The sequence below is a fragment of the Bradyrhizobium sp. 27S5 genome (genome assembly GCF_037217225.1).
In the GTDB taxonomy this organism is placed as follows: domain Bacteria; phylum Pseudomonadota; class Alphaproteobacteria; order Rhizobiales; family Xanthobacteraceae; genus Bradyrhizobium; species Bradyrhizobium septentrionale.
This window is the reverse complement of the sequence record NZ_CP147716.1, coordinates 124,027-150,479: the sequence shown is the minus strand read 5'-3', so window position 1 is coordinate 150,479 and position 26,453 is coordinate 124,027. Positions and strand designations below refer to the sequence as shown.

Below are 26,453 nucleotides of genomic sequence, written 5' to 3'. Positions count from 1 at the left end.
GCTTTTGTCGAACATCCAGTTGGGTACCTCACGAATAAACCGTAAGCGCTGTTCAGCGGCCACCTTCCGGATGACGGGGTGATCTGCGAGTCTGCGGTTCGGTTTGGACCGTTAGGCTTAGAATGGACACAGAGCATAGTGCTATCACGGAGCCGGTGCGGCGGCTTGAAGTCTTCACCGGAGCCGGCCGTCGGCGGAAGTGGAGCGATGGGGACAAGGCGCGGATCGTTGCGGAGATCGTGGCGAGCGGCGACTCGGTCTGTTCGGTAGCCCGACGGCATGGATTGTCACCGCAGCAGTTGTTTGGCTGGCGACGTCAGTTGCGAGAAGCAGCAGGCGGTCATTCCGCAATAGAAGAAGTACAGTTTGTGCCGGCGGTGGTGGATGCCGCGGTGCCGGCGCCCGCTGTTGACCGGGAGCGCAAAGCGGTGCGCTGCAAGGCCAAAGCGGATACCCGGGCTCGCCGTTGCGATGCCGGGATTATCGAGATCGAAGTCGACGGCATCATGATCCGGGCCGGTCGTGGTGCGGATACGACGATGGTTGCGTCGATTGTCCAGGCGCTGAAGGCGAGCCGGTGATCGGTCCGTCGGGTGCGGTCCGGGTGATGGTGGCGACCAAGCCGGTGGACTTCCGTAAGGGGATGGAAGGGCTCGCGACCCTGGTGCGCGAGAGCATGCGGGCAGATCCATTCTCGGGAGCTGTCTATGTGTTCCGGGCCAAGCGGGCGGATCGGATCAAGCTGGTGTTCTGGGACGGAACGGGTCTGTGCCTGTTCGCCAAGAGGCTCGAGGATGGGATCTTCCGCTGGCCGAAGATCGAGGACGGCGTGATGCGCCTGTCGGCGGCGCAATTGTCGGCGCTGCTGGAAGGGCTCGACTGGCGGCTTGTGCATGAGGCGCGGGAGACGTCGACGCCAACGCAGGCCGGATAGCTGTTGGCAGCGCTGCGGCGAAATGAATCAGGAGCGTCGGACGCGTCGCCAGATGGCGGCGAATATGCTCTGAATTGGGTGTGAGCGACGCCCTGCCTGACGATCCCGAGACGCTGAAAGCGATGCTGCTTGCCGAACGATGCGAGAGCGAACGGCTGCGTCAGATCATCAAGGAATTGCAGCGGCATCGGTTTGGCCGGCGGGCAGAGACGCTGCCTGAAGATCAGATGCTGCTGGGCTTGGAAGACGTCGAGCAGGTTGCCGCATACAACGAGACGGCACAGGACGTGAGCGCACCTGAAGGCCGTGAGGCGCGGGCTCGCACGCGCCGCGGCAACCGTGGCGCCTTGCCGATGCACCTGCCGCGGATCGAGGTCGTCGTCGACATCGAGGGCAAGACCTGTCCCTGTTGCCAGGGCGAGTTGCACCGGATCGGCGAGGATAGAAGCGAGCGGCTGGACCTGGTCCCGGCGCAGTTCCGGATCCTCGTGACCAGGCGTCCCAAATACGCCTGCCGGGCTTGCGAGGACGGGGTCATGCAGGCGCCGGCCCCGATTAGGCTGATCGAGGGCGGATTGCCGACCGAGGCCACCGTCGCCCACGTCCTGGTCTCCAAATATGCCGATCACCTGCCGCTCTACCGGCAGGCGCAGATTTACGCCCGCCAGGGCATTGAGCTCGATCGTTCGACGCTGGCGGACTGGGTAGGACAAGCTGCCTTCCACCTGCGTCCGCTGCATGACCGTCTGCTCGGCAAGCTCAGGCAACGGCCAAAGCTGTTCGCCGACGAGACGACGATGCCGGTGCTCGATCCCGGCCGCGGACGCACCAAGACCGGTCAGCTCTGGGCCTATGCAGCGGACGACCGGCCGTGGGGCGGTGCCGATCCGCCGGGCGTTGCCTATGTCTATGCCCCCGATCGCAAAGCCGATCGGCCGATCGCCCATCTCGCAGGCTTCGAAGGGATCCTGCAGGTCGATGGCTATGCCGGCTATGGCAAGCTCGCCGAGCGTGGCGATGTCCAACTTGCATTCTGCTGGTCGCACATGCGACGTAACTTCTACGAACTTGCCACACCCGGTCCCGCGCCCATTGCCAGCGAGGCGCTCAAGCATATCGCCGAGTTCTACGCCATCGAAAGGGACATCCGTGGTCGCGGCGCCGAGGAGCGCCGTCTCGTTCGGCAGCAGAAAATCCGGCCGCTGGCGGAAGCCTTCGAGCGATGGCTCCGCGCAAAGCTCGCGTTGATCAGCCAAAAGGGCAAGTTGGCCGACGCCATTCGCTATGCGCTCTCACGCTGGGAGGGCCTGACACGCTTCATCAATGACGGCCGCATCGAGCTCGACAACAACGTCGTCGAGCGCTCGATCCGTCCGATCACGCTGAACCGGAAAAATGCGCTGTTCGCAGGCTCCGACGGCGGCGCCGAGCACTGGGCCACCATCGCCTCCCTGGTCGAAACCTGTAAGCTGAACGACGTCGATCCGCTCGCTTACCTGACCGACGCCCTCACCAGGATCGTCAACGGCCATCCAAACAGCGACATCGATCAGCTGCTTCCGTGGGCCTATTGTCGTCAAGACCTCAAAGCTGTGGCCTGAGAACGACGCTTACAATAAACCCACGGCGTTCCTCCGTGTAGATGCACTTCAAATCCTTGCCGCGTCGGAACGGTGCGACTTGAAGCGTTCGTCCAAAACGGGGAAGCCACGGATATGCAATTGTCGCGCTTCGAAGACTGTATGCAGAATGTCGGGCGTTGGGCTCGTTTCGATCGGAACACGAAGGCTGCGCCGCTGAACGGGTCGAGACGAAGCATCTCCCGCACCTTCGCCGCAAGCCCATCGTGGCCACAGCGGAGTCGATCGGCCGCGTCGCGATGTAAATCTTCAGATCGGCACCGGCCGCGCGATTACCTGGTGCCCAGGTGTCCGAGGTGGCGCGCAAGCTCTCATTCCGTCATCACCCAGGTTCCCGCATAGCTCACGCTGCCTGAGCGGCTCAGCGTGGCGCTTACGCCCCATTGCGGAAATGGTCGGTTTTAAGGGCGCGCGCCGTAAACCTTCGTATCGTTCCGTGGCCCCCTTGGATGCCCGACGATTACCTACGTTCAATTGAGTCTCTGATCGCAATCGTCCTAGGCTGCAGCGTTGGAAAAGCGGACAGGCTCATGAAGTAGGAGGTGAAAACGGACGATCGACGAACAGGGACGATAATACCAAGAGGAGACTACAATGCCCAATTGCTCCGATAATCTTGGATCTGGTAGAGCCGCGCGATGCGCAGGTTGTGATGGCACGTGTGGTCTCGTCCGGTACTACTCATGGCGCCCCATTTGTTCCAAGTAGTGTTTCGATCGCTTCAGAACGCGCCGGGCAAGTGACCGCGGTTGGCTACCCTGGCGCCACATCGCCTTAGACCAGGCGCCTGAGAACCGCGCGAGGGCTCTGTGATGTTCCAGACACAAGGAGAGCCGCGTCGCATGACCATTTTCACCGGATTGCTGTTCGAGATGATCTCCTTGTCCTGGGGGCCGATGTGGAGCGCGCTGGCGGTAGGCTATGCGGTGATTGGCTTGGATGGCCAAGTTTATCTGACAGATGCGGGCGCGGAATACCTAGCGTGGGCGGGAGCTTCAGCTTACAACGAGGCAAGGAATACTTACAAACCGCATAGACTTTGCTCCGCGCTGCCCAAACCATGACCGACCGAGCGATTGCGGGTCAGCTTAAAGCCCTAGCTGACGACTACCAGTGGCGAGCTGAGAAAGCGTCGCGTGTTGATGCTGCCAAAGCACTGGTTCGCTCACCTGCCAGCGCTGAACGCGATGCCCGTGGGGTCTCGTGGAGTAACGGCGTGTCTGGGCGTGAGCCTCAGGCCGATGCAAATTTGATTTCGGCGTTTGCGTTGACGATCGGCGGCGCGTTGGGTGCCGGCCTCCCGATGGCGTTCCTGATTATTTGGCTCTGCTCCTGAAATGTCCCTGACAGCGCCGCACCATGCATCACATTGATCTGGCTCGCATAACCATTCTCTGACATGTACATCGCTGCATAACTGCCAGCCAGACGTCCGGTCAGGTCGAACGTGCTGACGATCGGACCGTGGATTTCGTCGAGCATCGGGGCCGGCTTGCTGTCCATCGTGCGAATATACAAGCCACGATATTCGAAGTTATTGCCAGCGGGTTGTTGCCAAAGTCGAAACTTGCCTCGCCGAGAGCCTGCACGTTGCCACGCTGGGTGAATGTGTGATCCTTGCCATAGGCGAACATGACGCCGCGCGCATAGGCGCCGTCCGCATAGACACGGGTCCCGGGCAGGATTGTTATCGAATTGTTTCCGCCATCGACACGGATGCCAGAGCCCCCGGCTCCGCCTGAAAGCAGGTCGGCGCGCTGAACCACGGTGTTGCTACTGCCATAAACGTGCAATCCTAGTCCGAGCGTGGCCGTGTTGTAGGTATTCGCGAGATAGGCGGTGCCGTCAGCGTTACGGGCGAAGAAGGGGTCATCATTCACCAGAGTCTGGCCGTTGCCGTAGATGGAGTAACTGAAGAAATTGCGCTGATCGATGATGTAGCCGAGATCCTGCAACGTTGCGATCTCCGCCTCCATCAGATAGGTGTAGTTCCGGTATCTCTGGTGGCTCATCAAACTGTTCTTATGCTCGGTATGCGACGCGAACGGTATATCCGGCTGACCATTCTCCCTCATCGCTCGCACCGGAATGCCGGGCATGGCCACCGGCTAGCACTTCATTCACATGCTTCCCGGCGAAATAGCCTTGATCGTGCCACAGATCAAAACCTCGTCAGCTGGCGAGTTCGCGCAGCCGGAACAATAAATCGCCTGTCCCGGCTTAGCCTGCTTGCCATTGTCATCGTACAAATGGCTCGTCCAAGCATTTATCGCGTCAGGGAAATACGGTGAGTGTGCAAAATAGGCGAAAATACTACTGCCGATACCGAGCTGATGTGCGCCCTCGTGAAACACAACGGCTGTCAGATTCGCCTGCGGCGTCATCGACAATTGCGATGGGATACATGCCTCGGATGAAACACCCATCTCGCCGATTGTTATCATGCCATGCGCCCCATAGATCGGTTTGCCCGGATCCTGACCGGTGAGTGCCGCCTGCACCTTGGTGCCGGCACCCTGTATATCGCTGGACGTATGGATAGAGGCATGTGCGTTGTTATCGAGAAACCCGCCGATATTGACACTGGCCGGCGATTGACCATGTACGACCTTGATGATTTCAGCCCAATCCCGAATTGCCGCCAGTGATTGATCTATTTCCCCTCGCGACAGATTGCGCAGTGAAGCCTCAGGCTTCCTAGTTTCACCGCAACAGTAAGGGCCGTCGCCGGTACCGAATATCCGCACCCGCATGAACGGCACACCGTTCGAATCCCTGATATCGTAGGTTTCAATGGCCTGGCCGGGCGTGGCGAGTAACGCGTGAACTGCAACGGCTGTGGCCGTCATTGCGATTTTCTTGGTTTTTAAATCATAAACTTCCAGCTGGGGACTAGTTGTGCATCAGCGTGTTTTTGCTATCTCACTGCGACCGTGTGTGCACGTTGACCGCCCGCGACCTACCGCTGCGGGCGTCATTGGTGACATCGTAGGTTACGCGCGTGCCTTCCTGAGGCTCCGAGCCGAGTGGCAGCGCTTTAATATGCAGGAAGACATCGTCGCCCCCTGAGTCGGGCTTGATGAACCCAAAGCCGCGATCGGCGACCCACTTCGTCACTATTCCTGATTGCCTTGATCTCAACTTCCTTCCCCTCGAAGCTAAGCCGCCTCAGTTGGCGGCTCGGAGTGCTGTTGACCGGAGTCTCTATTGAGATGAGTGAGCTTCAGTGGACAATCCGACAAAGCAGAGGAACTGCAGGCTGTTGGCAAGTAGTGCAGCAAAAACCGAGCCAATCACCTGACGGTCCGCGCAGGCGCAGTAAACTTGACGCACGGCGCAAGGGGCACGCACGGTGGATGCTTTCTGTCTGAAAGCAAGCCAACACTTGTTCGGCGCCCGCCAACGATGTCGCGAGCTCGACATTGCATACGAAGTACGACAACTCGCCGCACGTATGCGTGAGATGAGCAAGGCTCCTAGCTAGGAGCTTGTCTGGATAGTCGCTGTTCAAATCTGGTCGGGTCTGATTCAACATTGGGCGATGAGCAAGTATTTTCGGCCTTGGAACGTCGATCAGACGCTGCTTCTGCCGCCGAATGTGCAGGACTTCGTGCCGAAAGGCCATGTCTCGCGGTTTATGGTTGATCTGGTGCGGGAGAGCCTCGATCTCAGGGAGATCATGGGCAGCTATGTGAGCGGGCTTGGGCAGCCGCCGTTTGATCCGCGGATGATGGTGGCGCTGCTGCTGCATAGCTATGCGAGTGGGCTGTATTCGTCGCGTCGGATTGCCAAGGCCTGCCGGGAGCGGAACGATTTTGTGATGATCGTGGCGCTGGATGCGCCGGATTTTCGGACGATCAGCGACTTTCGCAAGCGACATTTGAAGGCGCTCGGCGCGCTATTCGTGCAGGTTCTGAAGTTGTGCGAGACGGCCGGGCTGGTCAAGCTCGGTCATGTCGCGCTGGATGGTACGAAGATCAAGGCGAACGCGTCGAAACACAAGGCGATGAGTTATGAGCGCATGAAGAAGCGCGAGGCGGAATTGAAGGCCGAGGTCGCTCGCATGCTGGCGGCCGCCGAGGCGGCGGATGCCTCGGAGGATGAGACTTTCGGCAACAGCGACGAACTGCCGGACTGGACCGTCGACAAGCAGAAACTGCTGGCGAAGATCCAGCAAGCGATGGCGGCGCTGGAAGCGGACGCCAAACTGGCGGCGGAGCAAGAGCACCGCATCGAGGCCGAAAAGGAACAGCAGCGCCAGGCCGAAGGCCGCAAGAAGCCGGGCAAACCGGCGGCGCTGCCATCGGAGGAACCCAATCCCAAGGCGCAACGCAACTTCACCGATCCGGAAAGCCGCATCATGAAGTCGAAGGATAGCTTCGTTCAGGCCTATAATGCCCAGGCGGCCCGTCGATGCACATGCCCAGATCATTGTCGCGCAAGAACTGACCCAGCACGGCAGCGATCAGGGCCAGTTGGTGCCCCTGATCGAGGCCATCGAGAGCAATCTTGGCCGCAAGCCGCGGCAGGCCTCAGCGGATTTCGGCTACTGCAGCGAAGCCAATCTCGAAGCGCTCGACACACGCAGCATCGATGGCTATGTCGCGCCCGGACGCGCCAAGCACCCGACAGTAGCGAACGGAAAAGTCGGCGGCCCGCTGACACAGGCCATGCGAAAGAAGATCGACGATGGCGGCTTCGAAACACCCTACCGATTGCGAAAGCAGTGGTGGAGCCGGTGTTCGGACAGATCAAACAGGCAAGAGGCTTCCGCCAGTTCCTGTTGCGGGGCATCGAGAAAGTGCGCGCCGAGTGGACAATGATCTGCACCGTCCATAACCTCCTCAAGCTGTTCAACCTCGCAAACGCAGCCTGAGCCTGCTACTCTACAACAAATGCCCGTCACGAAAACATATCTGGACGGGCTCCTAGCACTACTTTGGCAGATTTATTCACGCCGTTGCTTTTCGCCTATTTGTCTTCTGCAGTACGGGCATCGCTGAGGTCGTGGTCGAACGATGAGTTCGACGATGGTTTGGCGCACGGCCGGCAGGCTCGGTTGAGGCGGAGGACCGCTGATTCTTTGTTTCCGCCCCGCTTGTGCGAGACGGCGATACTGGAGGAATGCGTAAGCGATCATGGTCATAAGAGCATGACGATGGAGGCCTTGCCAGGACCGTCCCTCGAAGTGATCGAGCCCCAGTTCCTCTTTCAACTGCTGATGGGCCTGTTCGCCACTCCATCGGGCTTTGATCGTGGCAGCTAACGTGCGCAGGTCCGTTTTGGTCGGCAGATTGGCGAGATAATACTTCGTCTCTCCCGACGCCCTGTGTTCACCGATGAGCCACGCTTCGTCTCCCGGAAGATGCTGCTGGCCCATGTCCTTGATCCGCTGCGGAGGTCCATCCGCGGTCCGCACGCGAACCGCGGCGAAGCGAGCTTCCAACCTCCCCTTGGTCCCGTTTCGCCAACTCACATTTTGCCACTTGGCATTGGCCAGCATGTCTTCGGCCGCCGTCGACAATACATCGGGAATGTGCCGCTTGCGGGGACGACCTCGACCGGCGACCGGCCAGATCAGTTTAACCCGGACCGGATAAACCTTCTGGTGACGAGGGATACCGACGGCCCAGGCCAGGCCGCGTGTCGTGAGCCCCTGACGGAACGGCGCGCTGAGACCGTATCCAGCATCTGCCAGCACACAGCCAAAGCGAACACCGGCTGCGATCACGCGATCAATCTCGGCCAACGCGATCTCTGGCTTGGTTCGCGCTACGCGATGCTCGACTGGAACACCGGCGCGGTTCAAACGCACCGGATTACTCGTCCAACTCTCGGGAACGAAGAGACGTCATGCCACCATGACCGGCACTTCACCCCGCGCAAGCGTCAGCGACACCAATGTTTGGCAATTGGCCGTCTTGCCGAGAGACGAGGCATATTGCGGAGCGACACCATCCGAACGATCGCCCTTCTTCGGCATCGCGGTGTCGTCGATGACCAGCACCGCATCTTTGCCGCCGACCAGGCGATCGGCCTAAACCAGCAATTCCGACTCCAATGGCGTCGCATCCCAGACGCCATCAGCGATGAAGTGGTGCAACTGGTTATAGTCACCCGGTGCCAGACGCGCCGCCATCCGCTGGATGCTCGTGCGATCGCCTGGTCCAATCAGTCCCGAGATATAAAGCGGACACATCCTTCGCCGAGCCCTGTGACCCAAGCGATCCAGGAATGGCTTGAGCCAGCGTCCAAGCTCGTCTTCCCACTTCGGCGTCGTGTTCACCATGGTCGGCCCTCCAAAAGCCGACCGCCCATGAATCATTGAAAATCCGATTCGGGAATCTGGAGGGTTCTGTGAGGTCGCGCTCACGCGAGGGCGCGGCAGGCGCTTATGACGCGACCTCATTGAAGCCGGATTGAACGAAGGCGCGGGAGGCTATTCGCGGTTTTGCAGCTATGGGGATTGTTCGAGATCGCCATGCCCGATCTGCTGGCTCGGCGCGTGAGGCAGAGACACAGGAGTGCGCATCCTGGAAGAGTTGAGATCAGACGCGCTTCGCCTGAGATCGCGATAGGCCTTTTGCTGCATCGGACGGTTGTTGTCGCGCAGTGTGACAGCACGGATTCGACATCGTCCGCGATGATCGAGACGCTGGGAGCGAAATGACGAATGATGATCGTCGTGCACGACATGACTTGGCTCACGATGTGTCGCATCGGAACGGTGATGTTCGAGGGCTGGGGCGTCTGAAGCTATGTCGAAAGCGCTCAATGATGCGCATGACGCCACCACAATCGGGACCGGCAGGAACCTCGGCCCAGGTTTGAGCCTCCGAATCCACAGGCGACGGCTGGCCATCGTTTGGGGCTGTTCGCTCATGATCGAGAAGTTCGCGGCAAAGGGCGAGCTTGGCAGCGCGATGGCGGTTGGCCATGAAGCCGAAGTGGCGGATGCGGTGGAAGCCGTCAGGCAGCGTATGAAGCAGGAAACGGCGAATGAACTCATCGGGCTTGAGATTCATGATCTTTGTCGCGCTGTTTTGGCGATAGTCCTTCCATGAGAAGGCGACATGATCGTCGTCGAGTGCGACGAGCCGGCTGTTGGCGATCGCGACGCGATGGGTGTAGCGGCCGAGATAGGCCAGGACCTGTGCGGGTCCGCCGAAGGGCCGCTTGGCGTAAACAACCCAGTTGATGCGTCGCATGGCGTCGAGGTGGGCCGCAAAGGCAGCCGGCTCGGCCAGAGCTCCGAGATCGCCGAAGAAACGCAAGGCACCGGAGTTGAAGGCTGCCGACAGACGTTTGAGAAAAAGTGTGCGAAATAGTCTGGACAACGGTTTGACGGCCAGGAAGAAGTTCGGTCGGCAAGCGGTCCAGCGCGCGCCATCGGGCGAGAGGCCGCCACCCGGAACGACGCAATGGACGTGGGGATGATGCATCAGCGTCTGTCCCCAGGTGTGGAGGACGGCGACGCCGCCGATCGCACCGCCGAGCCGGCGTGGATTGGCGGCGAGCGTCGTCATCGCCTCGGCGGCAGCCTTGAACAGGATGGCATAGACGACGGCCTTGTTCTGGAAAGCGATCGCGGCGATCGGTGCGGGAAGTGTAAAGACGACGTGGAAATAGGGAACCGGAAGCAGGTCGGCTTGACGCGCGGCGAGCCACGCGGCTCGGGCTCTCCCCTGACACTTCGGACAGTGCCGATTGCGGCAGGAATTATAGGCAACGCGTGTCGTGCCGCAGTCGTCGCAAGCCTGCATGTGGCCGCCGAGCGCCTCGGTCCGGCACGCAACGATCGCGCTCATCACGCGCCGCTCGACCCGCCCCAGATGACCGGCATGTACACGGCGATAGGCGTCGCCATGCCCGCACAGAATATCGGCAATCTCGATGGCGGGCCTGTTGGAGCGGATGTCGGAGCGGGTCATGACCCGCATCCCGCTGCGGGTCATCCAGGTGGCGTCACCTCCAGCGACAGGCGATCGAGCGGGCTCTGCGTCGCTCGGATCGTATCGGTGGCGACCTGCGTGTAGCGCGCTGTCGACGACAAATTATTGTGCCCGAGCAAGCCCTGGATGATCCGGATATCGGTTCCGTTCTCGAGAAGATGTGTCGCGAAGCTGTGGCGCAGCGTGTGCAGCGTGACGCGCTTGGTCAGGCCCGCAGCCTTCACCGCCGACCGGCAGGCGGCATGCAGCACGGTCTGATCGATCGGATGATCTTCGTCACGACCAGGGAACAGATAAAGCCGCGGCCGGGCGAGCCGCCAGTAGGTGCGCAGGATGCCCAGCAGCTGGGGCGACAGCATCACGTTGCGATCCTTCGCGCCCTTGCCGTGGCGCACCTGGATGACGCCGCGGGCGCTGTCGATGTCTTCGATCCGCAGTCCCGCAACCTCCGAGGCCCTGAGCCCGGCCGCATAGGCGGTGGTGAGCGCGGCGCGGCTCTTCAGGCTCGATACCGCTTCAAGAAACTGAACCACTTCGTCGGCGCTGAGAACGACCGGCAGCTTGCGCGGTTCTCGCGCATAGGGAATGCGCTCTGGGATGAGCGCCTCGCCGAGCGTGACGCCGTAGAAAAACCGTAGCGCACAGACGATCTGGTTCAGCGCCGGCCATGAGATGCCGGTCGAGACCAAATGCACCTGGAAGGCGCGGACGTCTTCCAGCTCTAACCGGTCAGGCGATCGGCCAAAATAGCGGCTGAACTTCGAAACCGCGCTGATGTAGGATCTTTGCGTCGCCGGCGACAGATTGCGGACGGTCATGTCTTCGATCATGCGGCGGCGAAGAGGGCTCAAATCGGCCATCTCGATACTCCTGTCTGAGGGGGTGGGCTCCAACACCCACATCCTCTCAGCCAGGAGGCGATCTATGCCACCTTGCCCCCTACGCCGCGGCAGCGGCTTCGTTCAATCAATTTGTGGCTGCTTGCGAGCAATCTGCCGACCGCTAATATACTAGGTCCCTTCAATGACGGATCGATTGTGAATGCTTCGTTGACGTGCGACTCGGTACCGGCGCTGCAACCCATACAGGATTTCGCGATGCCCATCATCTCGTGAGCATCAGCCAGATTGTGATCCAGGGCCAAGGCTCGCTTGCACTCAGCCACGCCTTGGGTCACCCGCTTCGTAATAAGCGCGCTCGATTGCACAGCCGGTGAGTGTCTCGGTGCGGTCAACAACGTCCCGCAATATGTGACAGTCGAGGGCGCGGGCAAGCCGAGGGTTGGGTGCGAGAGTGAGCAACGCGTCTTCCGACCCAGCATGCTGGCAGTAGAGTTGCCGACGCCATATTGGCTTTTTCCGGTCCCGGTCGTTGCAGGCCGCTGCGGGATGACTGCCGATTGTGCTCGCGAGAAGGTATACTCTGACGATTCGTTCAACCCAGTCGGAGAATGCCAGATGGCCAAAAAGCCACCGTCTACCTCGCCCTTCAAGACCGTACACCCAATCACTTCATCGAAGATCAAGCGCCTTGCAGGCGTTGCGACGGCCACGCCGAGCAAGCTATCGAACAAGCAAACCCAGGAACTCGGAGCATCCGTGCTGCGACACATTGAGCCGAGAGGCGGTAAGGTGAAGTAACAGTATAAGCCCTTTTTCATTTGAGCATTAGCTGGGCCGCGCGGGCCATGTCCGCTCGGTCTACCGCTTTCGGTAGGTTGCAACCCTCGGCGGGGGTGTGCAACCTGCCGGGACTTTGATCCCCGCGGAGAGGCGTACGCCCATGAAGCGAATGTCGGCCCGTGAAGCGATCATCGCTGTCTCCCTCTTGGTCGTCTTCGCGCTTGCGATTTGGTTTGGCGCTATGCCGTGAAGGCCGAGCACGCGGCGATCGGCCTCGATGGCCACACTTCGACCGTCAACGAAAAATAGCCGGCAGGCTCGGATGTATGGTTTGCCGGGTGTCTGAGTCGGCCGCTGTGCCTGCCACTCAGGCGGCTTCACACTCTTGCGGGAGCGGGCGCTCCACCGCGACCGGATCACGGTCGATAATCGTCAAATAGGCGCGCTCGGTCTGATCAGGAGCATATTGCCCTTGCTGCCGATCTCGCAGGATCGGCCAGCTTTACAGAGAAGCGCAGGGCAAATCCCTCCTGCGTCAGTCCGACCTTCTTCCGAATCCTGGCGCATCTGCAGGACATGGTCCCTGCCTACATGTCCGGGCGCGAAGATCTTGCCGAGATCGCCGAGTACATCGCGAAGAAGCGGGAAACGGTGAACGAGACAGAATCCTGCGCAGCGCGTAGGGCGCTTGCCAGCGCGCTACTTTTGGTCGCCATTTTTGCGTCAAGGTTGTGCGGGATTAGAGTCCGATATAATCGCGTCAGAGAGCCTGGGAATGCGTTCCCCGACAAAGTGTCGCCGCGTGGCATTGGAGGTTAGCTATGAAACCACGCGCCGCTGGGGACGGAAATTCGGCAACGTGCTCTCTGACCGCGTCCGCCAGCGCGCTCTCGATCGCGGGCGGACAACATTGGCTCTGGTGCGCTGTCAATCACAATGGCTTCGTTCTCGACGTCTTAATTCACCCGATACTTCTTCTCGATATAAGCTCAAGCACATCTCAATCTGGAAAGTGTGACGAACTGCGCCAAAGCATCCGCCCGCTCAGCGCTCAGCACCGCCGTCGAATCGACCTTGTCTTTTCGACCGCAGCAACTGATTAGGGAGCTTTGGCCTCCACAAAGACCACTATTGCTATTTCTTGACGAGCAAAGGGTGTGCCAACGAAGATTGCGCAGTGAATGCTCAATGGCGATAGAAAAGGTGTGCCTCGCTGGTGCGGGCTTCGATCGCGTCGGCCTTGCGGCAACGGCGCCGACTGAAACAGTGTCGATGACGGCGCCAAAGGGATTTCATCCATGTCTGAGCTGCAGCGAAAGAGTCGCTTGCACGGGTCGATGATTGCGGAGAGGATAAGGTCAACATGACGCCGCCGCGGCCAGGCCTGAGTGCAAGGACCACAACCTGAGTAAGTCGCAAAGCAGACAAAGCCAACACAAATACGGTACGAACTGTCGACTATTGCCTGGCACGAAGAATGCTGACCCTCGACGTGCCGAGGGCACCCTCCCTCAGGCATGGCTACCATCGCAAGTTGAGGCCGTGGCTGGCCAGTGAGGTTAGCGGCGCGTGACATAAGCCAAGGACGGCGTCTGCTCGGCCGATACCGACGGGCGTCTTGTCACGTCGCTGCTAACTTTCAATGCTGCGTAACAGCGTGTTTGTGATCCGCGTAGGATTAGTGCCTCACAGAGAGAACAGATGGATCCGGGCGGCAGGTGAAAATGGCAAGAAAACGCGTGCTGTGGTTCTGTCTCGGCCTCTTGCTGGTCTGTGTGGCTGACTCGGCCCTCAGAAGCAACGGTGTTCGCGCCAACGACAATCCCCTCATCCATAAAGTCAAATCGATCTGGCGAGCGCAGAACGGACAGACCGTCGAACGCATTATCTCGAAGCTCTCGAAAGTAGCGCACTTGGTCCCCCAAACCTGGGGCATTGCTGGAGGAGGATGCTTGACACCTTGCTGGCTCGAAAAAGCAGGTGGATCGAAGTCGGGAGGTCTTGGAGAGAACCGGCCGATGCCAACCTTACTCCCAGTGCTCTCAGGGATAGGAACTTCTCGCAGATCGCAGTGGGAGCAAACCCCGGTTGATAATTGCTGTGGGACGACCGAGCGATTTCGGCAATGCGCGGGCGAGGGAGCGAGATGTCCAATGAGGACAGGCGTACTATGACGCGCCGCTTTCGGAGCCGGCCGAGCGGCAGCGTAGAAGAGGTCCGCTAAAATGAAGCAAATCGCCGCACAAGGAGCCGATCGGAATCATGATGCCAGCGTGAGCATGGCGGAGGTTTGCAACTTGATTGATATCAAACCACGGAGTGATTTAGCAATGAGTCCAGACCAGAGCGAGACACCACGAAAATCCGGCAAGGGCAACCCGAACGCGGATCGGCAGAGCGACGAAACTGCACAGCAGAGGCGGAAATCGGGTCAACAAGAGGGCCCGCCGCCAGATCAATTGCAGCACACGCCGAAGGAGATCGGCGCGCAGTTCGCGTCAACTGACACCTCTTCGACTGACACCTCTTCGAACGGCCGGATCGTATCAGCGGAAACAACGCCGGTCAGCTATCAAGAAATCGCAAAAACCTATGCTGACTATGTCAAAAAATCCTTCGAACACACCAAGTCGTTTTTCGAGAAGTTGGCGGGCGCGCGATCGTTTTACGAAGCTCTTGAGCTTCAAACCGATTTCCTGAAACAGACTCATGAAACTCTCATTGCTGGCTCTCAGAAGATCCATAGGCTCCACGGGGAATTGGCCAAGCAGACGATAATGCGTTTGCAGGGGTTAGGGCCCAAGACAAACCTGCCACGCTCTACAGACGTGCGACCGGGACAGTAATCCTGCGAAACAGCGAGTAACGCAAATCGCGGTTCCGACGATCGTGGCCGGCTTGCGCTGGAAGTCGTACCTTCGCGGCGGATGATCCTGGAAGGACCGGGAGTTTCCGCCAAGCTCAGCGCGCCTCTGCGTTCCGGAGGAAGGCGTTGGAGAGGTGTCATTCGCTTTGCGGCCGCAAGCAGCCTCCTGTCATCGAGAAACCGATGGAAACCCGTTTCGAGCTGGACGTCGTCGTGCGTCAATTGCGCGAACGAGCCAATGAGGTCTCTGCTCAGTTACTATTCGACATTCGCTACGTGCTGCAGATAAAGCCGCGGTTTGGTCCTAAAGTCGAGGATTACCTCAAAGTCAGAGGCAGTCCGGCATCCAAATGCTGCAGATATCCAGGGTTCGCTTTGGAATTCGACAAAGTTGCTGAAGCCCAGCTTCGCTAGGGCGGCGTTGTCGTCCGGGCCATGCACCTATGCAAGCCAGTAGTTGTTGGGACTCGGATTGCCGTGTCAGGCTGTCGAACGCAGCGGGCCGAATTGTGCAGGTTGATCGTGTCCCCGGAGTGCACGCTCCGTCCTCGCGTCTGGAGCTGTGTAGTGCGCGGCGACCTACCGTACCTAGGCTGCGTGATTTTCATGGGCCTGGTCTCCATCGGCATCATAGTAGTCGCAATACTTATGCAATGAGGTGAAGACAACGCCTACTTCGCGTTCCCGGAGCGCAGCAAGATGGACGGTTGGTTAGTGACTGCTGCTGTCTTCAAGGAAGATGGCGACGACGAAGAATTCAGACACGTAGTATACGCGGTTGCCGTCGCTGACCCGGCGGAAGCGGAGAGGATGACGATAGCCGACTGCGGCGCAAGGGCCGGAATGCTTAACTGTCCGCTTCAAAAAGAGCAGTTACAAAAGCTCGGTTTGGAGCCCGGCGAACTGATCGCGATACACGATGGCAATCATCCAATCCCCGCGCCCTCTCGGCGTCATTAGCCACGTCTGGTTTCGTTCAAACGGCGTCGGGTTGACTGCGTGCATGTCTGAAAGTCGCACGAGAAGTGCACCGGGATTGCGCCGTTTACTCTCCGGTCGTCTGGCACGCGCGTTGCTGAGCAGTCTATGGCTTGGCCGCTTATTGATTGACCCTCGTGAGGGCCAGGTCTGTTTGAGGTGCGACGGCGTGCGGGCGGTCGTCAGCAGTCGCCCGCACGCTTTTCCGTCGCGTCGGCCTCACTGTGCTCTGTCGATACCGCGCCGTTTGGCTCTACTTCTGCACGGTGCCGTGGCATGCGAGTTGTTGAGAGGCTTATCGGCTTGGCTGTTTATCTTCACGCAACACGGACCAAGCTTGACGTAGCAAACTCCGCGCGGGCGGTCTCCAAATGCCCGCGCGTTCTTTCGGAGTCGCAGGCCGCGCGGCCGGCCACAGGGGGGCTGTGGAGATTGTTCCGTGACCCGTGATGAGGCTTTAAAGAACGCGATAGAGGCGCTGAAGGGATGGTCCGAAGGAAAGGCCGATACGAGCGTCGTACTTGCCGCGATTGCGGAGCTTATGGCGACCAGGCCGCCACCAAGGCCGCCTTCAAAGCCGGAGCTTTCTTCATAAGGAATGTGTTGCAATGGACAGGCTGGAATTTATACCGGCTTTCGAGGCAGCTATTCGCTCCGCCGACCCTGAGAAGCTGGCCGCACTTCGGGAGATCGTCCGCCAGCAAGGAGGCCCGGACGAGTTCGCGAAGACGAGCACAGAGCTTGTACGCAAACATCCGCTTACACTCTTTAGGTCGATCAAGATCATCTGCGACGCGGCGCATCAGGAGCCTCGCTCATGAGAGGGCAAGCCGATGAACGGTAAGCTCGACAATCGCGCTTTGTTCGTTGATGACTTGGTCAGGGTGGCTGCGAGCGATGACAGATAGCAATGACAACATCATCCCGGACGTCGGACCGCCTTCCATCGACCTGACCGGAATTACATGACAGCGGTTCAATTGGCCGCGCACTTCAAGATTACACCTGCAACGATCGTCCGTTGGGCGGAACGGCCCAACTTCCATGCGCGAGCACTTCCGCCGGAGAGGCAGCTTGGCTTGTGACAGACGTGCAAGAATGGAACCGCCAGCGTAAACGCGCATACCGCGCCGCGCTGCGAGCCCAAGAGAAGGCGGTCGAGACGGCCGTGGAGAGAGCTCGTCACCGCCAGCGCTTAATCGCCGCGTTTGCTCGCACATGTCCGCCGCAGGTCGGGCGATCGGCTGTTCCGCTGTCGGGCGCGCCTCTTTCGCGCAAGATGATCGTCCAAGCGGATGGTTCCCTTGCGCCTGCGCCCAGTGAGCAGCATGACCGGCGCACGATGCCCAAAAATAGCCGCTGATCGTACCAGATCGGCGACCACAGAGAGGGCGCACGCAGTTAATCGCATGCGCTACAGTCGATCCACAGCCCAACGCCGCCCGCTTGAAATACATGCGGACGGCGTTGGCTCTAGCCCAGGAGGGTGTATGCAAACTCCTGACTTGGACAAAGTATGGATGAGGGGGCGCGCCTTCGCCATCCGTATGACTCCGGTACTCCCCAATGAGTAGGGGAGCTGTGCCGCGAGGTCTAGGGTCGCGGGCGACTAAGTTACTCCGGCCTCAGCCTATGCCGGGGCGACCCGGACAATGGTAACCGAGTCGAGTGCGGTAATTGATGGAGCCGGCGCGGAGATCGCCCCGCATGTCGTTGGTGGCGTGAAGCTCCATGGCTAAGCGTTCGGCGTTTAGGACTTTAGGCGCCGATTCAGCGCTTCAGCCAAGCGTCGTTCGAAATCGGCCTTACGCTCCGCAATGGGGCGATCGAAAAAGTTGTCACGGACAACAATTCCGCGAGCCTCGTCTGCGTCGATATGATCGATGTTGCAGTCCTTGAACGTGCAGCCGGTGAAGGCGAGTTGTTCGGCGCTGCTATCAAGCACGATGGTGCATTTCACGAAGGTGCAGCCATCAAAGCGGGCAAAATGAACCTGGCCGCGGAAATCAAATATCTCGGCGTGAACGGTATCATTCCAGAATACGCTTCTTCGTGGATATCGGTCACTGTTTCGCCTTTTAGCCCTCCGTGCCGCTGAGTTGCCTTCCGTCGAGCCCTTCGACACGCACCGTCAAATACCTTGAACCGACCGCGAAGCTGTGGGCCAGCTTGACGCTCCCGAACTCCTCGGCGAAGCGTGAGGTTCGCGACCGCTTCAAACTCTTCGGCAGCGAGATTGCGGCCGCGATTCCTGTTCAATTCGCTGAGCAAGTCTTTACGGTCACGCCTCACGTTTCTTTAGCCCGTCAGTCATTGCTCGCGCGCTTCACCGGCCTAGTTTGCACGTCGTTCTCACCGGAAGATTGTCGATCAGTGAGCGGCGCCTTGAAGAGCGTTTTGGTCGATCCTGCGCCATTCCAGATCGACATCGGGAAGATCTCTCGGAACCAATGTGGCAGTGAGGCTCCGCAATTGCGATGCCGCACGCCTGTATGCCTCCGACAAATCCAGGGCGACGCGATGATCGTTTTCCGAATGCAGTTGCTTCCCCCAAGACTTGGTAGTTGAAGTTTGTTGGATAGCGCCCTTTGATAACCAATGATCCGATGGCCTGCAGGCCGAACCTGCAGGCCGAAAGGCAAGCCCAGGTTTGCCGGAAAAGGCGCGGATTCCGGCGAAAGTTGCCTCGGGCTGTTGCGACAATGGAAGCGGTAGGACACACGATGCTCCGCACTCTCTTTCTGATCGCCTTAACGTTTGTCGTCACGACAAAATCGGATGCTCAAGGCACCGACGCCAATCCCATCTATCTTGACCAGGGTGTGGATTGGACCGCGGCAGCGAGAGCTGACTTCTATTCGCGCGATCAGGGCTCGCGTTTGATTACGTTGTCTTGGATGCAGGCGCTGAAGCAAAGGAACGGACAGCCATTCCTCGCGGATGGTTTGTCACGGTACGGCTATCTACCGAATCCTGCAAACACGGCCAATCTTCCCGTCGGCTTTCACGCTTCTGGCCCTCAAGACTTCCAGGTCGTCGGAATGACCTGCTCAGCCTGTCACACGCGCCAGATCGAAGCTGATGGCAAGATGTATCGGGTGGATGGCGGTCCGGCGTTTGTAGACTTCTACGCATTGCTTGGCGATCTGGACAAGGCTGTGGACGACGTGATTGCCAGTGACAGCTCGTTCGCTCCGTTTGCTGCAGCTGTCCTGCGGTCCACAACGCCGGACGCGGCCGACGTTGCGGATCTTCGTCGGCAGGTCGAGGGGTGGTACTTGCGGTTTCACACGCTTATTGTGCGCGCGCTGCCCAAGACCGGCTGGGGAGTTGGCCGTCTGGACGCTGTGGGGATGATTTTCAACCGCATATCCGGACTGGACATAGGCCCGCCGCCCGACTTCATGATCCCGGGAAACATGAAAACCGCGGACGCTCCCGTGAGATACCCATTCCTCTGGAATTCGCCGCGGCAAGATAAGACGCAATGGCCTGGCTTCGCAAAAAATGGAAATGACATCTTGGGGCTGGCTCGGAACGTTGGCGAGGTTCTGGGAGTATTCGCTACGTTCGAGCCGAAGCGCCAGGGCGCGATCATCAATTTTCTTGACAATAATTCCACCAATTTCGACGGCCTGAGCCAGCTTGAAAACCTGGTGAAGCGGATCGGCCCTCCGAAATGGCCCTGGACGATTGACGCTGCTTTAGCCGCGCGCGGCAAAGCGATTTTTGAAAGGGATTCCGCTGAAGCGGGATGTAGCGGTTGCCACGGGATAGAAGACGGAGAGCAACGCTTTCCATTTGTCAAAACATGGCGAACTCCGGTCCAGAACGTTGGTACCGATACACGAGAATACGACATCCTCGCCTGGAAAGCGAATACGGGCGTGCTGAAGGGAGCGTACATTCCCTTCGCGACCGCCCCCCTAAAGGAGAACGATGAGATTCTTAACATTCTTGCGACCTCGGTCATTGGTTCGATCGCGGAACACCTGTTGGCCGGCGGCGCCCCTTCAACCAATGCCCGGGTGGCAGCGGCGCCAGATCCGGGCTCGTCGGACACACCGGAGTCTCTGGGGCTGGTGCGGCTACCGCCAACGCTGCAGGATCTGCTAACGGCTTTCGATACTGTCAGCACCTCGGAAGCAATCAAGAAGGCCAGGCGGCAGGGAGCAGAACGAGCGTCTCACGCTCAGCTCCCTCCGTGGGGCTCCTACGAGGCCCGTGTTCTGCAGGGTATTTGGGCCGCCGCACCTTATCTCCATAACGGCTCGGTCCCGACGCTGGCGGAATTGCTCAAGCCATCAGGGCAGCGCAGATCGCAGTTTAGCGTCGGACGGAAATACGACATTGAAAACGTTGGTCTTGCTGCTACCCAGGAGCCGCTGAGCGACACTCTATCCGTGACGGACTGCAGCAATATCAACTCTGGAAATAGCCGATGCGGCCACGAGTACGGGACAAGTTTGAGCGATCAGGACAAAAAGGCGTTGCTTGAATACCTCAAGACACTGTGACCCGCTTAGGCGCCCCTCTTTGACCGGCTTCCAGCCTGCTGCCGGTTCCAGTATCGTTTGCGCAAAAGACCCTCATTCACCGAGTTCTCGCTGCCCGCGCGAGCATTGGAGTGGACATCTGATCCAGCGCAGCTGCTCAAGGTCGCACAAGTGATGGCCCACCAACGTTTGCCCCTCTGCCGTACGCGTCGCTTGTGTGTAAAAAAAGAGGTTCCACATGCTCCCAAGCTCAACAGTGCATCACAAAGAATGCGTTCGCTGTGGTTCTGGATTAGTGACCCTTGAGTGGCACGAGCTCGTCAACGCGAATGAAGCTCAAGATCTTTGGCGCTGCTGGAACTGCAAACACCAGTTTGTCTCCGTCGTCACTTCAGATGAGAGGGAGCCCTCAGCCGCAGAGATCACAAGACCATTCTTTACGAGCCTGCTGGTGTGACCAATGACGCCGGAGCAGGTCGACCTTGTCAGGACTGCTAGGCCACGCCGTGCCCGGCATCAGCGGGCGCTATATCGGCGAGCTAGCCATGCTGCGCTCGACTGAGTTACGCGAGGCGCAAGAGAAGATCAGCGCTCACGTGTTCAAGCTTCTCGGGTTGAAGCTTCCACGGGGTACGATGAGGGCCGCCGGCTAAGTCGGGGGCCTAAGCACGGACGATCTAATCCAATCTGCCAGGTGAGCGGTCACTTGATACTCGCGCGCTTTGCGCAATATCGCGTCGCGCTTTGCGCATGCCGGCATTTGGTCAGCGCGGCTCCTTAAGCGCGCCGCCTCTTCCAACAGGCGGTCAGTAAGGGGCTTTGTTAGCTTGAAAAGCCTCCGGTGTTTGGTCATGCACGTTCTCCCCGGATGTGTACCTTAGACCATGCGATCTCTGCCGAGAGAAACCTATGCTGGGTCGCTGGCAACACGATACGCGGGCGGGTTGGAGCGGACCGCCCGCGCTAGTTCTCACTTTGACGTTAGTGTCCCGCGACATCGGGGCCAAGCAACCAAGCCCAGCAACTAGCGTGCCAAACAATCGCACGCGGCCCGAAAAGGCTCTGGTCAGCCGTGCCTTGAGGATTGGGGCGGCTCGATCCTAGCCGGTATCAGGACGCCACGTCCGCGAGATCAGCGGATCAATCCGATCATCGTATATGGTCACAAGCTCGCCGGCTCTTAGGCCAAGGCCCTTCAAGTCGGCTTCGCGGAGTTCGGAATTCGAGATCGCTGCTTCGCCCGCGCTGGCCGCCAATGAAGCCTTTACTGCTTCTGCCGCATCGGCGATTGCGACCGCATAGGTTACATATCGAAGCTTGCCGTCGTCTTTGGGGACGCCGATCGTAACCATCCATCCTGCTGCCATCACTCCTCCGATATTCAAGACAGGCGGTTACTCTACGCATTCACCCCTAGCAGCCACCTCCCAATAACGGCAGGATTGCAAATCCGTGGCGGCCCAGTCCGCAAGATCACGGGACTCTCTTCCATGCGTGGCGCGAGCTGCGCTGGACTGCGACTTGGAGGAACGCCGCAGTGGCGAGCAAGTTTGAGCGGATCGACACTGTCGCGCGGCCGGTCAGGCGGCGGCGGTTATGGGCTGACGGTCAGTCGGTTTGGCGATGACCTCGATCCCGTCGTTGAATGTCACACCGAGAACGAGTTTTGGCAACTGGTTGTGGCCATCGAGACGACGCCAGCTTTTCTGCGCGGCCTCAAGCAGTTTGAAGACCATCGCGAGCGCCGTTCTGTTGGACAGGCAGCCCTTCGATCGGATCGTGCGGTGGCGCACGGTAGCGAAGGTGCTTTCAATGGGATTGGTGGTCCGCAGGTGTTTCCAGTGTTCGGCCGGGAAGTCGTAGAACGCCAGTAGCGTGTCCCGATCCTTGCTCAGGCAGTCGGCCGCCTTCTCGTATTTGGGCGTGTAGCTCTCGATGAAGGCGTCGAACGCCAGCTCGGCGGCGGCCTTGGTTTCGGCCATCCAGATCTCCTGCAACGCGCGTTTGGCTTTAGGCTGCTGGCTCTTCGGCAACTTGGCGATCACGTTGGCGGTCTTGTGTACCCAGCAGCGCTGCTCGCGCGTTTTCGGCCAGACCTCGCCGGCGGCCTTCCAGAACCCGAGCGCGCCGTCGGCGATGGTGAGCCGCGGCGGCACGCCGAGCCCGCGCCGCTTCAGGTCGAGCAGCAGATCGCGCCAGTCCTGCGCGCTCTCGCGGGCGCCATCGGTGAAGCCGACCAGTTCCTTGCGGCCTTCCGGCGTCGCGCCGATCAGCACCAGGATGCAATGCTTTTCGTCTTCGAGGCGTGCTTGGAGATGGATGCCATCGGCCCAGATGTAGACGTAGCGCTTCGCCGACAGATCGCGCCTCTGCCACGCGGTGTGTTCGTCAAGCCAACCGTCCTTCAGACGGCCGATGCCGACAACCCGGCAGCATCCTTGCCGAGCAGCGCCGCCAGAGCCTCGGAGAAGTCGCCGGTGGAGATACCCTTCAGGTAAAGGATCGGCAGCAGCGTCTCGATCGATTTCGAGCGGCGCATGTAGGGCGGCAGGATCGACGGAGAGAACCGGATGCGGTCGGGATCGGTAGCCTCCGCCTCGCGATCGCGTACACGCGGCTGGCGGACGCCGACCGGACCGATACCGGTCATCACCTCGCGTTCCGGCAGGTGACCGTGGCGCACGAGCGCTGGTGGCCGTCCGCAGTCTTCAAATCGGCATGCTTGCCGAGAAAGTCCGCGACCTCGGCCTCGACCGCCTGGGCCAACAGAGCACGCGCCCCATTGCGCAAGATTTCGGTGAGTTGATCGTCGACGTTTCCTGGCTGAATCAACTTGATGATGTTATCTTTGGACACGGCATATCGCTCCTTCGGTGGAGAAGTGGAGGCGTCAAGCACCCCCACGATATGCCGCCTTCCCGATTCCCGCCGTCACCAACTTTCAGCGATAGCTCGTCTCCGTGCGCGCCAAAGCCATCCTCGCCGGGATCATCGATCGCTAGGGGGCGCCGGGGGCAGCGCAGCAAATAGCCAAATCAAGCATCGGGCCGTACAGCCTGCCGGCTCCGATCAATAGTTCTTCCGCGACAATTTCGATAGCGCGCCAGCTTTCCGCCACGAGCGTCTTTGCTTTCGCCTCATAGTGCTCGCGCGGCTCCGGCAATTGCGTCATTGCGCTGGTGATGTTGGCTTCGTCATCGCCAGCACAAAGCAGCCGGCCGGTGAAGCGAGCTTCCGCGAATGGCCCTGCCATCGTGATCAAGATTTCAGTCTTGGGGCTGGCCTTCTCGTGCCACATGTGCCCATGTGCGACCCATAAAAGGAATGATGGCAACACACGCGACCTCTATGTCTAGTGCGCGAGCAATCACTGCATGACCCGCCTCGTGATATGCAGCGATCTCGCGCTCTTCGAATACTTCGGTGTACTCCTGCTCGATATCCGGAGGATGGCAGCGCGACCCCAGGGGCCTGACATTGCTAGGGCGTAACTTTAACGCGCGCATCCGCGTTATGGAAGAGAGCTTCCGTTTTGGAGGCCGCCTAGGTGTCGGCCTACGCGCTTCGAGCTTCGCGATCGCGGCAAGCACGACGGCCGTTGCGACCTTCCGTTGAGACCATTGTGTGAGCGCCTCAATGGCGATCTTCAACGCCCCTTCACGGGTCATGGCATGATCTCCACAGCGTGCACCAACCAGAGCATTTTCCGATCACGTCCAGCATGGAGCTGCCAAAGCCCATCCGGCGAAGTCATAGGCACCGAAAGGACTCGGCATGGCCAGGGCAACCTCTGCGGTCACGTCGGTTGTGCGCGTCACGAGGCCGCGGTCCGGATGGTAAGATGCCGCAGCAGCGCGGCGATCTGTGGCCATATCATTGGGCCGGCGTCCGGCTCGATCTCCGAGCCAACCGCCCAAGGGTGCAGCAGCAATTCCTACTGCATTGCTGACGACCGTGCTCGCAAAGGCGAGAGGCGGCAACTTGCAGGACGTTTCGGGCAGGACACTGCGCAACCAAAATCCGAACGGCAGCGTACCGGCACCGAGCAGAAACGCGATCCGCCATCCGTACGCGTCCAGCGCCTCGCTTGTTATGGCGACGGAGAGTATTTCTCCGACCAGCGCTCCGCGCCGTTTCTTTCGCTCCGCCTGACTAGCACTACTTTGGCAGATTTTGGCGATTGATCGGCGAAACTGGATTGAACGAAGCCGCTGCCGCGGCGTAGGGGGCAAGGTGGCATAGATCGCCTCCTGGCTGAGAGGATGTGGGTGTTGGAGCCCACCCCCTCAGACAGGAGTATCGAGATGGCCGATTTGAGCCCTCTTCGCCGCCGCATGATCGAAGACATGACCGTCCGCAATCTGTCGCCGGCGACGCAAAGATCCTACATCAGCGCGGTTTCGAAGTTCAGCCGCTATTTTGGCCGATCGCCTGACCGGTTAGAGCTGGAAGACGTCCGCGCCTTCCAGGTGCATTTGGTCTCGACCGGCATCTCATGGCCGGCGCTGAACCAGATCGTCTGTGCGCTATGGTTTTTCTACGGCGTCACGCTCGGCGAGGCGCTCATCCCAGAGCGCATTCCCTATGCGCGAGAACCGCGCAAGCTGCCGGTCGTTCTCAGCGCCGACGAAGTGGTTCAGTTTCTTGAAGCGGTATCGAGCCGGATCGCGCCGCTCGGGGAATACGCAGGACAACTTCGCGGCCAAGCCGAGGCGCCGGTCCGCCATGGCCAGAAGCATGACGCCGCCATCCGACGTCAGCTTGCCGCCGTCGAACGAGGCTGTGATCTTCTTGCGGGAAACGGCTGGAAATGAGAACGGCAGACTCGTATCGTCGGTCATGGCGAGTGTGGCGGCCCGGATGCGCGGAGGGTGGGTGTCAGCAACCGAATCCTACGCCATCTCAGCGGCTTACGCCACGCTCGCCAGCCTCTCAACAAGCCGCTGATGAATAAGACGGGCTAGTCCGAGCTAGGCCGCGGACAGTGGATCCCCGATTTCACCGCTTGAGGGGTTCCGGGTTTTCCTTGTGTATCCTGATGAGCTCCATCAGGTTTTCGATGCCGAAGCCGGTGAACGCCATGACGCCTTCGTCACCTATGCCGTAAACCCAGATGACGCCGTCCTCCGGATCGGAAGCAGGAAGCGCGACGCTGCTGCGCCGTCCGCCGGCGGCGCCATCCGCCTGTCCACGCAGACCAGCTGCAGCAGCTCGGCCATCGCGCGCTCGCCGGCCTCCGCCAGGCTAGCGCCGCTGATGATTACGGGCGGCAGCGCTCTTCCAGTTCTTCAGTCGCTGCAGAACTTCTCTAACTTCAAGATTGGGGCCGTTCCGTTCAGCGTCCTTATTGCGGCCGGTCTGGTCGCGGTGGTTTCGATCCTGATCAATGGCACCATCGTTGGGCGGCGCTATATCGCGGTAGGTGCCAATCCAGCGACGGCGCAATCATCCGGCATCAAGATTTTGCGGTATCAGATTGGTACATATGTGGCGGCGGCCATTTGCTACGCGATCACCGGAATTCTTCTTGCAGGCTTTGTCGGCTACGCCTCGCCTACCGCAGGAAGCGACTACCTCTTGCCAAGCATTGCTGCAGTCGTCGTGGGAGGCACTCCGTTCACAGGCGGTCGTGGAAGCGTGATCGCAAGTGGCGCCGCAGCCTTGTTCATGGCGCAACTGGGACAGATGGTGCTCGCGCTCGGGGCGGGACCGGCTCAGCAATTGCTCGTTCAGGCCGCAACAATCGTCTTGGCGACCTCGATCCGCAGAATTCCGGTCAAATCGCTGCTGCCGTTCACGAACTCTCGCATGGCAGAGCAATCGACTGGTTCCGATGCGAGGGGTTGACGACCGAGAAAGTCGCATCGGCGGGCGCCCACTTAGGCGTGGAGAGGACGAGCTTGACGGTTCATCAGCAACACCTTCCGAAAAACGACTATGAGCCTTCCCAGCACCATTGCTGAAG

19 protein-coding genes and 6 pseudogenes are annotated in these 26,453 nt (G+C 59.8%); 13 read left to right on the top strand and 12 right to left on the bottom strand.

The features are described 5' to 3' along the window. Positions 1–122 precede the first annotated feature (122 nt). The 3 genes from tnpA to tnpC all read left to right on the top strand — a co-directional run bounded on the left by tnpA (position 123) and on the right by tnpC (position 2,535). Entirely contained in the window at positions 123–581 is a 459-nt protein-coding gene (gene tnpA, locus WDM24_RS44180; protein WP_176396411.1) for an IS66-like element accessory protein TnpA, read from the top strand. Then, positions 578–934, top strand: a complete 357-nt coding sequence (gene tnpB, locus WDM24_RS44175) for an IS66 family insertion sequence element accessory protein TnpB (RefSeq protein ID WP_176529066.1) — start codon at positions 578–580, stop codon at positions 932–934. Before tnpA ends, tnpB (WDM24_RS44175) begins: the two co-directional genes overlap by 4 nt. A gap of 122 nt (positions 935–1,056) precedes the next feature. Continuing rightward, the gene (tnpC, locus tag WDM24_RS44170; RefSeq protein WP_176534836.1) at positions 1,057–2,535 is read left to right on the top strand and encodes an IS66 family transposase; all 1,479 of its coding nucleotides are present in this window, start codon (positions 1,057–1,059) and stop codon (positions 2,533–2,535) included. Here the strand turns inward: tnpC and tnpB (WDM24_RS44165) are convergent. Beyond that, positions 2,511–2,783 (bottom strand): annotated as a pseudogene (gene tnpB / locus WDM24_RS44165) (IS66 family insertion sequence element accessory protein TnpB); the annotation flags it as partial. The gene tnpC and the pseudogene tnpB (WDM24_RS44165) overlap by 25 nt on opposite strands. 633 nt (positions 2,784–3,416) lie before the next feature. On the opposite strand from tnpB (WDM24_RS44165), the gene WDM24_RS44160 reads away from it, so the two are divergent. Next, positions 3,417–3,638 carry a hypothetical protein gene (locus tag WDM24_RS44160; protein ID WP_176396401.1) on the top strand — a complete coding sequence of 74 codons (222 nt, stop codon included), beginning with the start codon at positions 3,417–3,419 and terminating at the stop codon, positions 3,636–3,638. A gap of 169 nt (positions 3,639–3,807) precedes the next feature. On the opposite strand, the gene WDM24_RS44155 is transcribed toward WDM24_RS44160, so the two are convergent. The 4 genes from WDM24_RS44155 to WDM24_RS44140 form a co-directional block, all read right to left on the bottom strand. Continuing rightward, on the bottom strand, positions 3,808–4,056 hold the full coding sequence (locus tag WDM24_RS44155; protein ID WP_224944555.1) for a hypothetical protein: 249 nt from the start codon (positions 4,054–4,056) through the stop codon (positions 3,808–3,810). Then, a complete protein-coding gene (locus WDM24_RS44150) occupies positions 4,011–4,679 on the bottom strand; it encodes a hypothetical protein (protein ID WP_224944558.1) in 669 nt (222 codons plus the stop codon). The genes WDM24_RS44155 and WDM24_RS44150 overlap by 46 nt, the downstream gene beginning before the upstream one ends. A gap of 15 nt (positions 4,680–4,694) precedes the next feature. Then, positions 4,695–5,423: a hypothetical protein gene (locus WDM24_RS44145; RefSeq protein WP_224944560.1), complete on the bottom strand. Its 729-nt coding sequence runs from the start codon at positions 5,421–5,423 to the stop codon at positions 4,695–4,697. A 73-nt stretch (positions 5,424–5,496) separates the two neighbouring features. Continuing rightward, entirely contained in the window at positions 5,497–5,691 is a 195-nt protein-coding gene (locus tag WDM24_RS44140; protein ID WP_371821856.1) for a cold-shock protein, read from the bottom strand. Between the two features lie 424 nt (positions 5,692–6,115). Here WDM24_RS44140 and WDM24_RS44135 point away from each other — a divergent pair. Continuing rightward, a pseudogene (locus tag WDM24_RS44135) lies at positions 6,116–7,450 on the top strand (IS1182 family transposase). Positions 7,451–7,526: 76 nt separating this feature from the next. Here WDM24_RS44135 and WDM24_RS44130 read toward each other — a convergent pair. The 3 genes and pseudogenes from WDM24_RS44130 to WDM24_RS44120 all read right to left on the bottom strand — a co-directional run bounded on the left by WDM24_RS44130 (position 7,527) and on the right by WDM24_RS44120 (position 11,386). Further along, positions 7,527–8,863 (bottom strand): annotated as a pseudogene (locus WDM24_RS44130) (IS701 family transposase). Between the two features lie 415 nt (positions 8,864–9,278). Then, positions 9,279–10,505 carry an IS91 family transposase gene (locus tag WDM24_RS44125; RefSeq protein ID WP_338832672.1) on the bottom strand — a complete coding sequence of 409 codons (1,227 nt, stop codon included), beginning with the start codon at positions 10,503–10,505 and terminating at the stop codon, positions 9,279–9,281. A 20-nt stretch (positions 10,506–10,525) separates the two neighbouring features. Further along, complete coding sequence (locus WDM24_RS44120) at positions 10,526–11,386, bottom strand: tyrosine-type recombinase/integrase (RefSeq protein WP_338825483.1); 861 nt, start codon at positions 11,384–11,386, stop codon at positions 10,526–10,528. Between the two features lie 2,987 nt (positions 11,387–14,373). Between WDM24_RS44120 and WDM24_RS44110 the strand changes: the two genes are divergently transcribed. The 6 genes from WDM24_RS44110 (at position 14,374) to WDM24_RS44085 (ending at position 20,509) form a co-directional block, all read left to right on the top strand. Beyond that, positions 14,374–14,994 carry a phasin family protein gene (locus tag WDM24_RS44110; RefSeq protein WP_176396395.1) on the top strand — a complete coding sequence of 207 codons (621 nt, stop codon included), beginning with the start codon at positions 14,374–14,376 and terminating at the stop codon, positions 14,992–14,994. 203 nt (positions 14,995–15,197) lie between these two features. After that, positions 15,198–15,428, top strand: coding sequence for a hypothetical protein (locus WDM24_RS44105; protein ID WP_224944563.1), 231 nt, complete (start codon positions 15,198–15,200; stop codon positions 15,426–15,428). Between the two features lie 285 nt (positions 15,429–15,713). Further along, the gene (locus WDM24_RS44100) at positions 15,714–15,974 is read left to right on the top strand and encodes a hypothetical protein (protein WP_338832671.1); all 261 of its coding nucleotides are present in this window, start codon (positions 15,714–15,716) and stop codon (positions 15,972–15,974) included. A gap of 626 nt (positions 15,975–16,600) precedes the next feature. Beyond that, positions 16,601–16,813: a hypothetical protein gene (locus WDM24_RS44095; protein ID WP_207841036.1), complete on the top strand. Its 213-nt coding sequence runs from the start codon at positions 16,601–16,603 to the stop codon at positions 16,811–16,813. 1,055 nt (positions 16,814–17,868) lie between these two features. Further along, entirely contained in the window at positions 17,869–18,090 is a 222-nt protein-coding gene (locus WDM24_RS44090) for a hypothetical protein (RefSeq protein WP_176396393.1), read from the top strand. 625 nt (positions 18,091–18,715) lie between these two features. Then, positions 18,716–20,509, top strand: coding sequence for a di-heme-cytochrome C peroxidase (locus WDM24_RS44085; protein WP_338832670.1), 1,794 nt, complete (start codon positions 18,716–18,718; stop codon positions 20,507–20,509). Between the two features lie 1,079 nt (positions 20,510–21,588). On the opposite strand, the gene WDM24_RS44080 is transcribed toward WDM24_RS44085, so the two are convergent. The 3 genes and pseudogenes from WDM24_RS44080 to WDM24_RS44070 all read right to left on the bottom strand — a co-directional run bounded on the left by WDM24_RS44080 (position 21,589) and on the right by WDM24_RS44070 (position 23,786). Continuing rightward, the gene (locus WDM24_RS44080; protein ID WP_173644004.1) at positions 21,589–21,855 is read right to left on the bottom strand and encodes a hypothetical protein; all 267 of its coding nucleotides are present in this window, start codon (positions 21,853–21,855) and stop codon (positions 21,589–21,591) included. A 213-nt stretch (positions 21,856–22,068) separates the two neighbouring features. After that, positions 22,069–23,344 (bottom strand): annotated as a pseudogene (locus WDM24_RS44075) (IS256 family transposase). Between the two features lie 142 nt (positions 23,345–23,486). Further along, positions 23,487–23,786, bottom strand: a complete 300-nt coding sequence (locus WDM24_RS44070; protein WP_176535512.1) for a hypothetical protein — start codon at positions 23,784–23,786, stop codon at positions 23,487–23,489. A gap of 1,006 nt (positions 23,787–24,792) precedes the next feature. Here WDM24_RS44070 and WDM24_RS44060 point away from each other — a divergent pair. Then, positions 24,793–25,188 (top strand): annotated as a pseudogene (locus WDM24_RS44060) (site-specific integrase); the annotation flags it as partial. On the opposite strand, the pseudogene WDM24_RS44055 reads toward WDM24_RS44060, so the two are convergent. After that, a pseudogene (locus WDM24_RS44055) lies at positions 25,144–25,329 on the bottom strand (transposase); the annotation flags it as partial. The pseudogenes WDM24_RS44060 and WDM24_RS44055 sit on opposite strands and share 45 nt — an antisense overlap. 415 nt (positions 25,330–25,744) lie before the next feature. Here WDM24_RS44055 and WDM24_RS44050 point away from each other — a divergent pair. Next, positions 25,745–26,335 (top strand): ABC transporter permease, encoded by a 591-nt coding sequence (locus WDM24_RS44050; RefSeq protein ID WP_176535528.1) that lies wholly within the window; start codon positions 25,745–25,747, stop codon positions 26,333–26,335. The last annotated feature ends 118 nt before the right edge of the window (positions 26,336–26,453 follow it).

Bases quoted from the DNA above. Each gene is read 5' to 3' on its own strand.
- WDM24_RS44120 (WP_338825483.1), bottom strand. From the start codon at position 11,386: ATGGCCGATTTGAGCCCTCTTCGCCGCCGCATGATCGAAGACATGACC.
- WDM24_RS44070 (WP_176535512.1), bottom strand. From the start codon at position 23,786: ATGTGGCACGAGAAGGCCAGCCCCAAGACTGAAATCTTGATCACGATG.
- WDM24_RS44090 (WP_176396393.1), top strand. From the start codon at position 17,869: ATGATCGATGTTGCAGTCCTTGAACGTGCAGCCGGTGAAGGCGAGTTG.
- tnpC (WP_176534836.1), top strand. From the start codon at position 1,057: ATGCTGCTTGCCGAACGATGCGAGAGCGAACGGCTGCGTCAGATCATC.
- WDM24_RS44160 (WP_176396401.1), top strand. From the start codon at position 3,417: ATGACCATTTTCACCGGATTGCTGTTCGAGATGATCTCCTTGTCCTGG.
- WDM24_RS44110 (WP_176396395.1), top strand. From the start codon at position 14,374: ATGAAGCAAATCGCCGCACAAGGAGCCGATCGGAATCATGATGCCAGC.
- WDM24_RS44145 (WP_224944560.1), bottom strand. From the start codon at position 5,423: ATGACGGCCACAGCCGTTGCAGTTCACGCGTTACTCGCCACGCCCGGC.
- WDM24_RS44100 (WP_338832671.1), top strand. From the start codon at position 15,714: ATGGACGGTTGGTTAGTGACTGCTGCTGTCTTCAAGGAAGATGGCGAC.
- WDM24_RS44050 (WP_176535528.1), top strand. From the start codon at position 25,745: ATGATTACGGGCGGCAGCGCTCTTCCAGTTCTTCAGTCGCTGCAGAAC.
- WDM24_RS44085 (WP_338832670.1), top strand. From the start codon at position 18,716: ATGCTCCGCACTCTCTTTCTGATCGCCTTAACGTTTGTCGTCACGACA.
- tnpA (WP_176396411.1), top strand. From the start codon at position 123: ATGGACACAGAGCATAGTGCTATCACGGAGCCGGTGCGGCGGCTTGAA.
- WDM24_RS44105 (WP_224944563.1), top strand. From the start codon at position 15,198: ATGGAAACCCGTTTCGAGCTGGACGTCGTCGTGCGTCAATTGCGCGAA.
- WDM24_RS44080 (WP_173644004.1), bottom strand. From the start codon at position 21,855: ATGGCAGCAGGATGGATGGTTACGATCGGCGTCCCCAAAGACGACGGC.
- WDM24_RS44095 (WP_207841036.1), top strand. From the start codon at position 16,601: ATGGACAGGCTGGAATTTATACCGGCTTTCGAGGCAGCTATTCGCTCC.
- WDM24_RS44155 (WP_224944555.1), bottom strand. From the start codon at position 4,056: ATGCTCGACGAAATCCACGGTCCGATCGTCAGCACGTTCGACCTGACC.
- WDM24_RS44125 (WP_338832672.1), bottom strand. From the start codon at position 10,505: ATGACCCGCTCCGACATCCGCTCCAACAGGCCCGCCATCGAGATTGCC.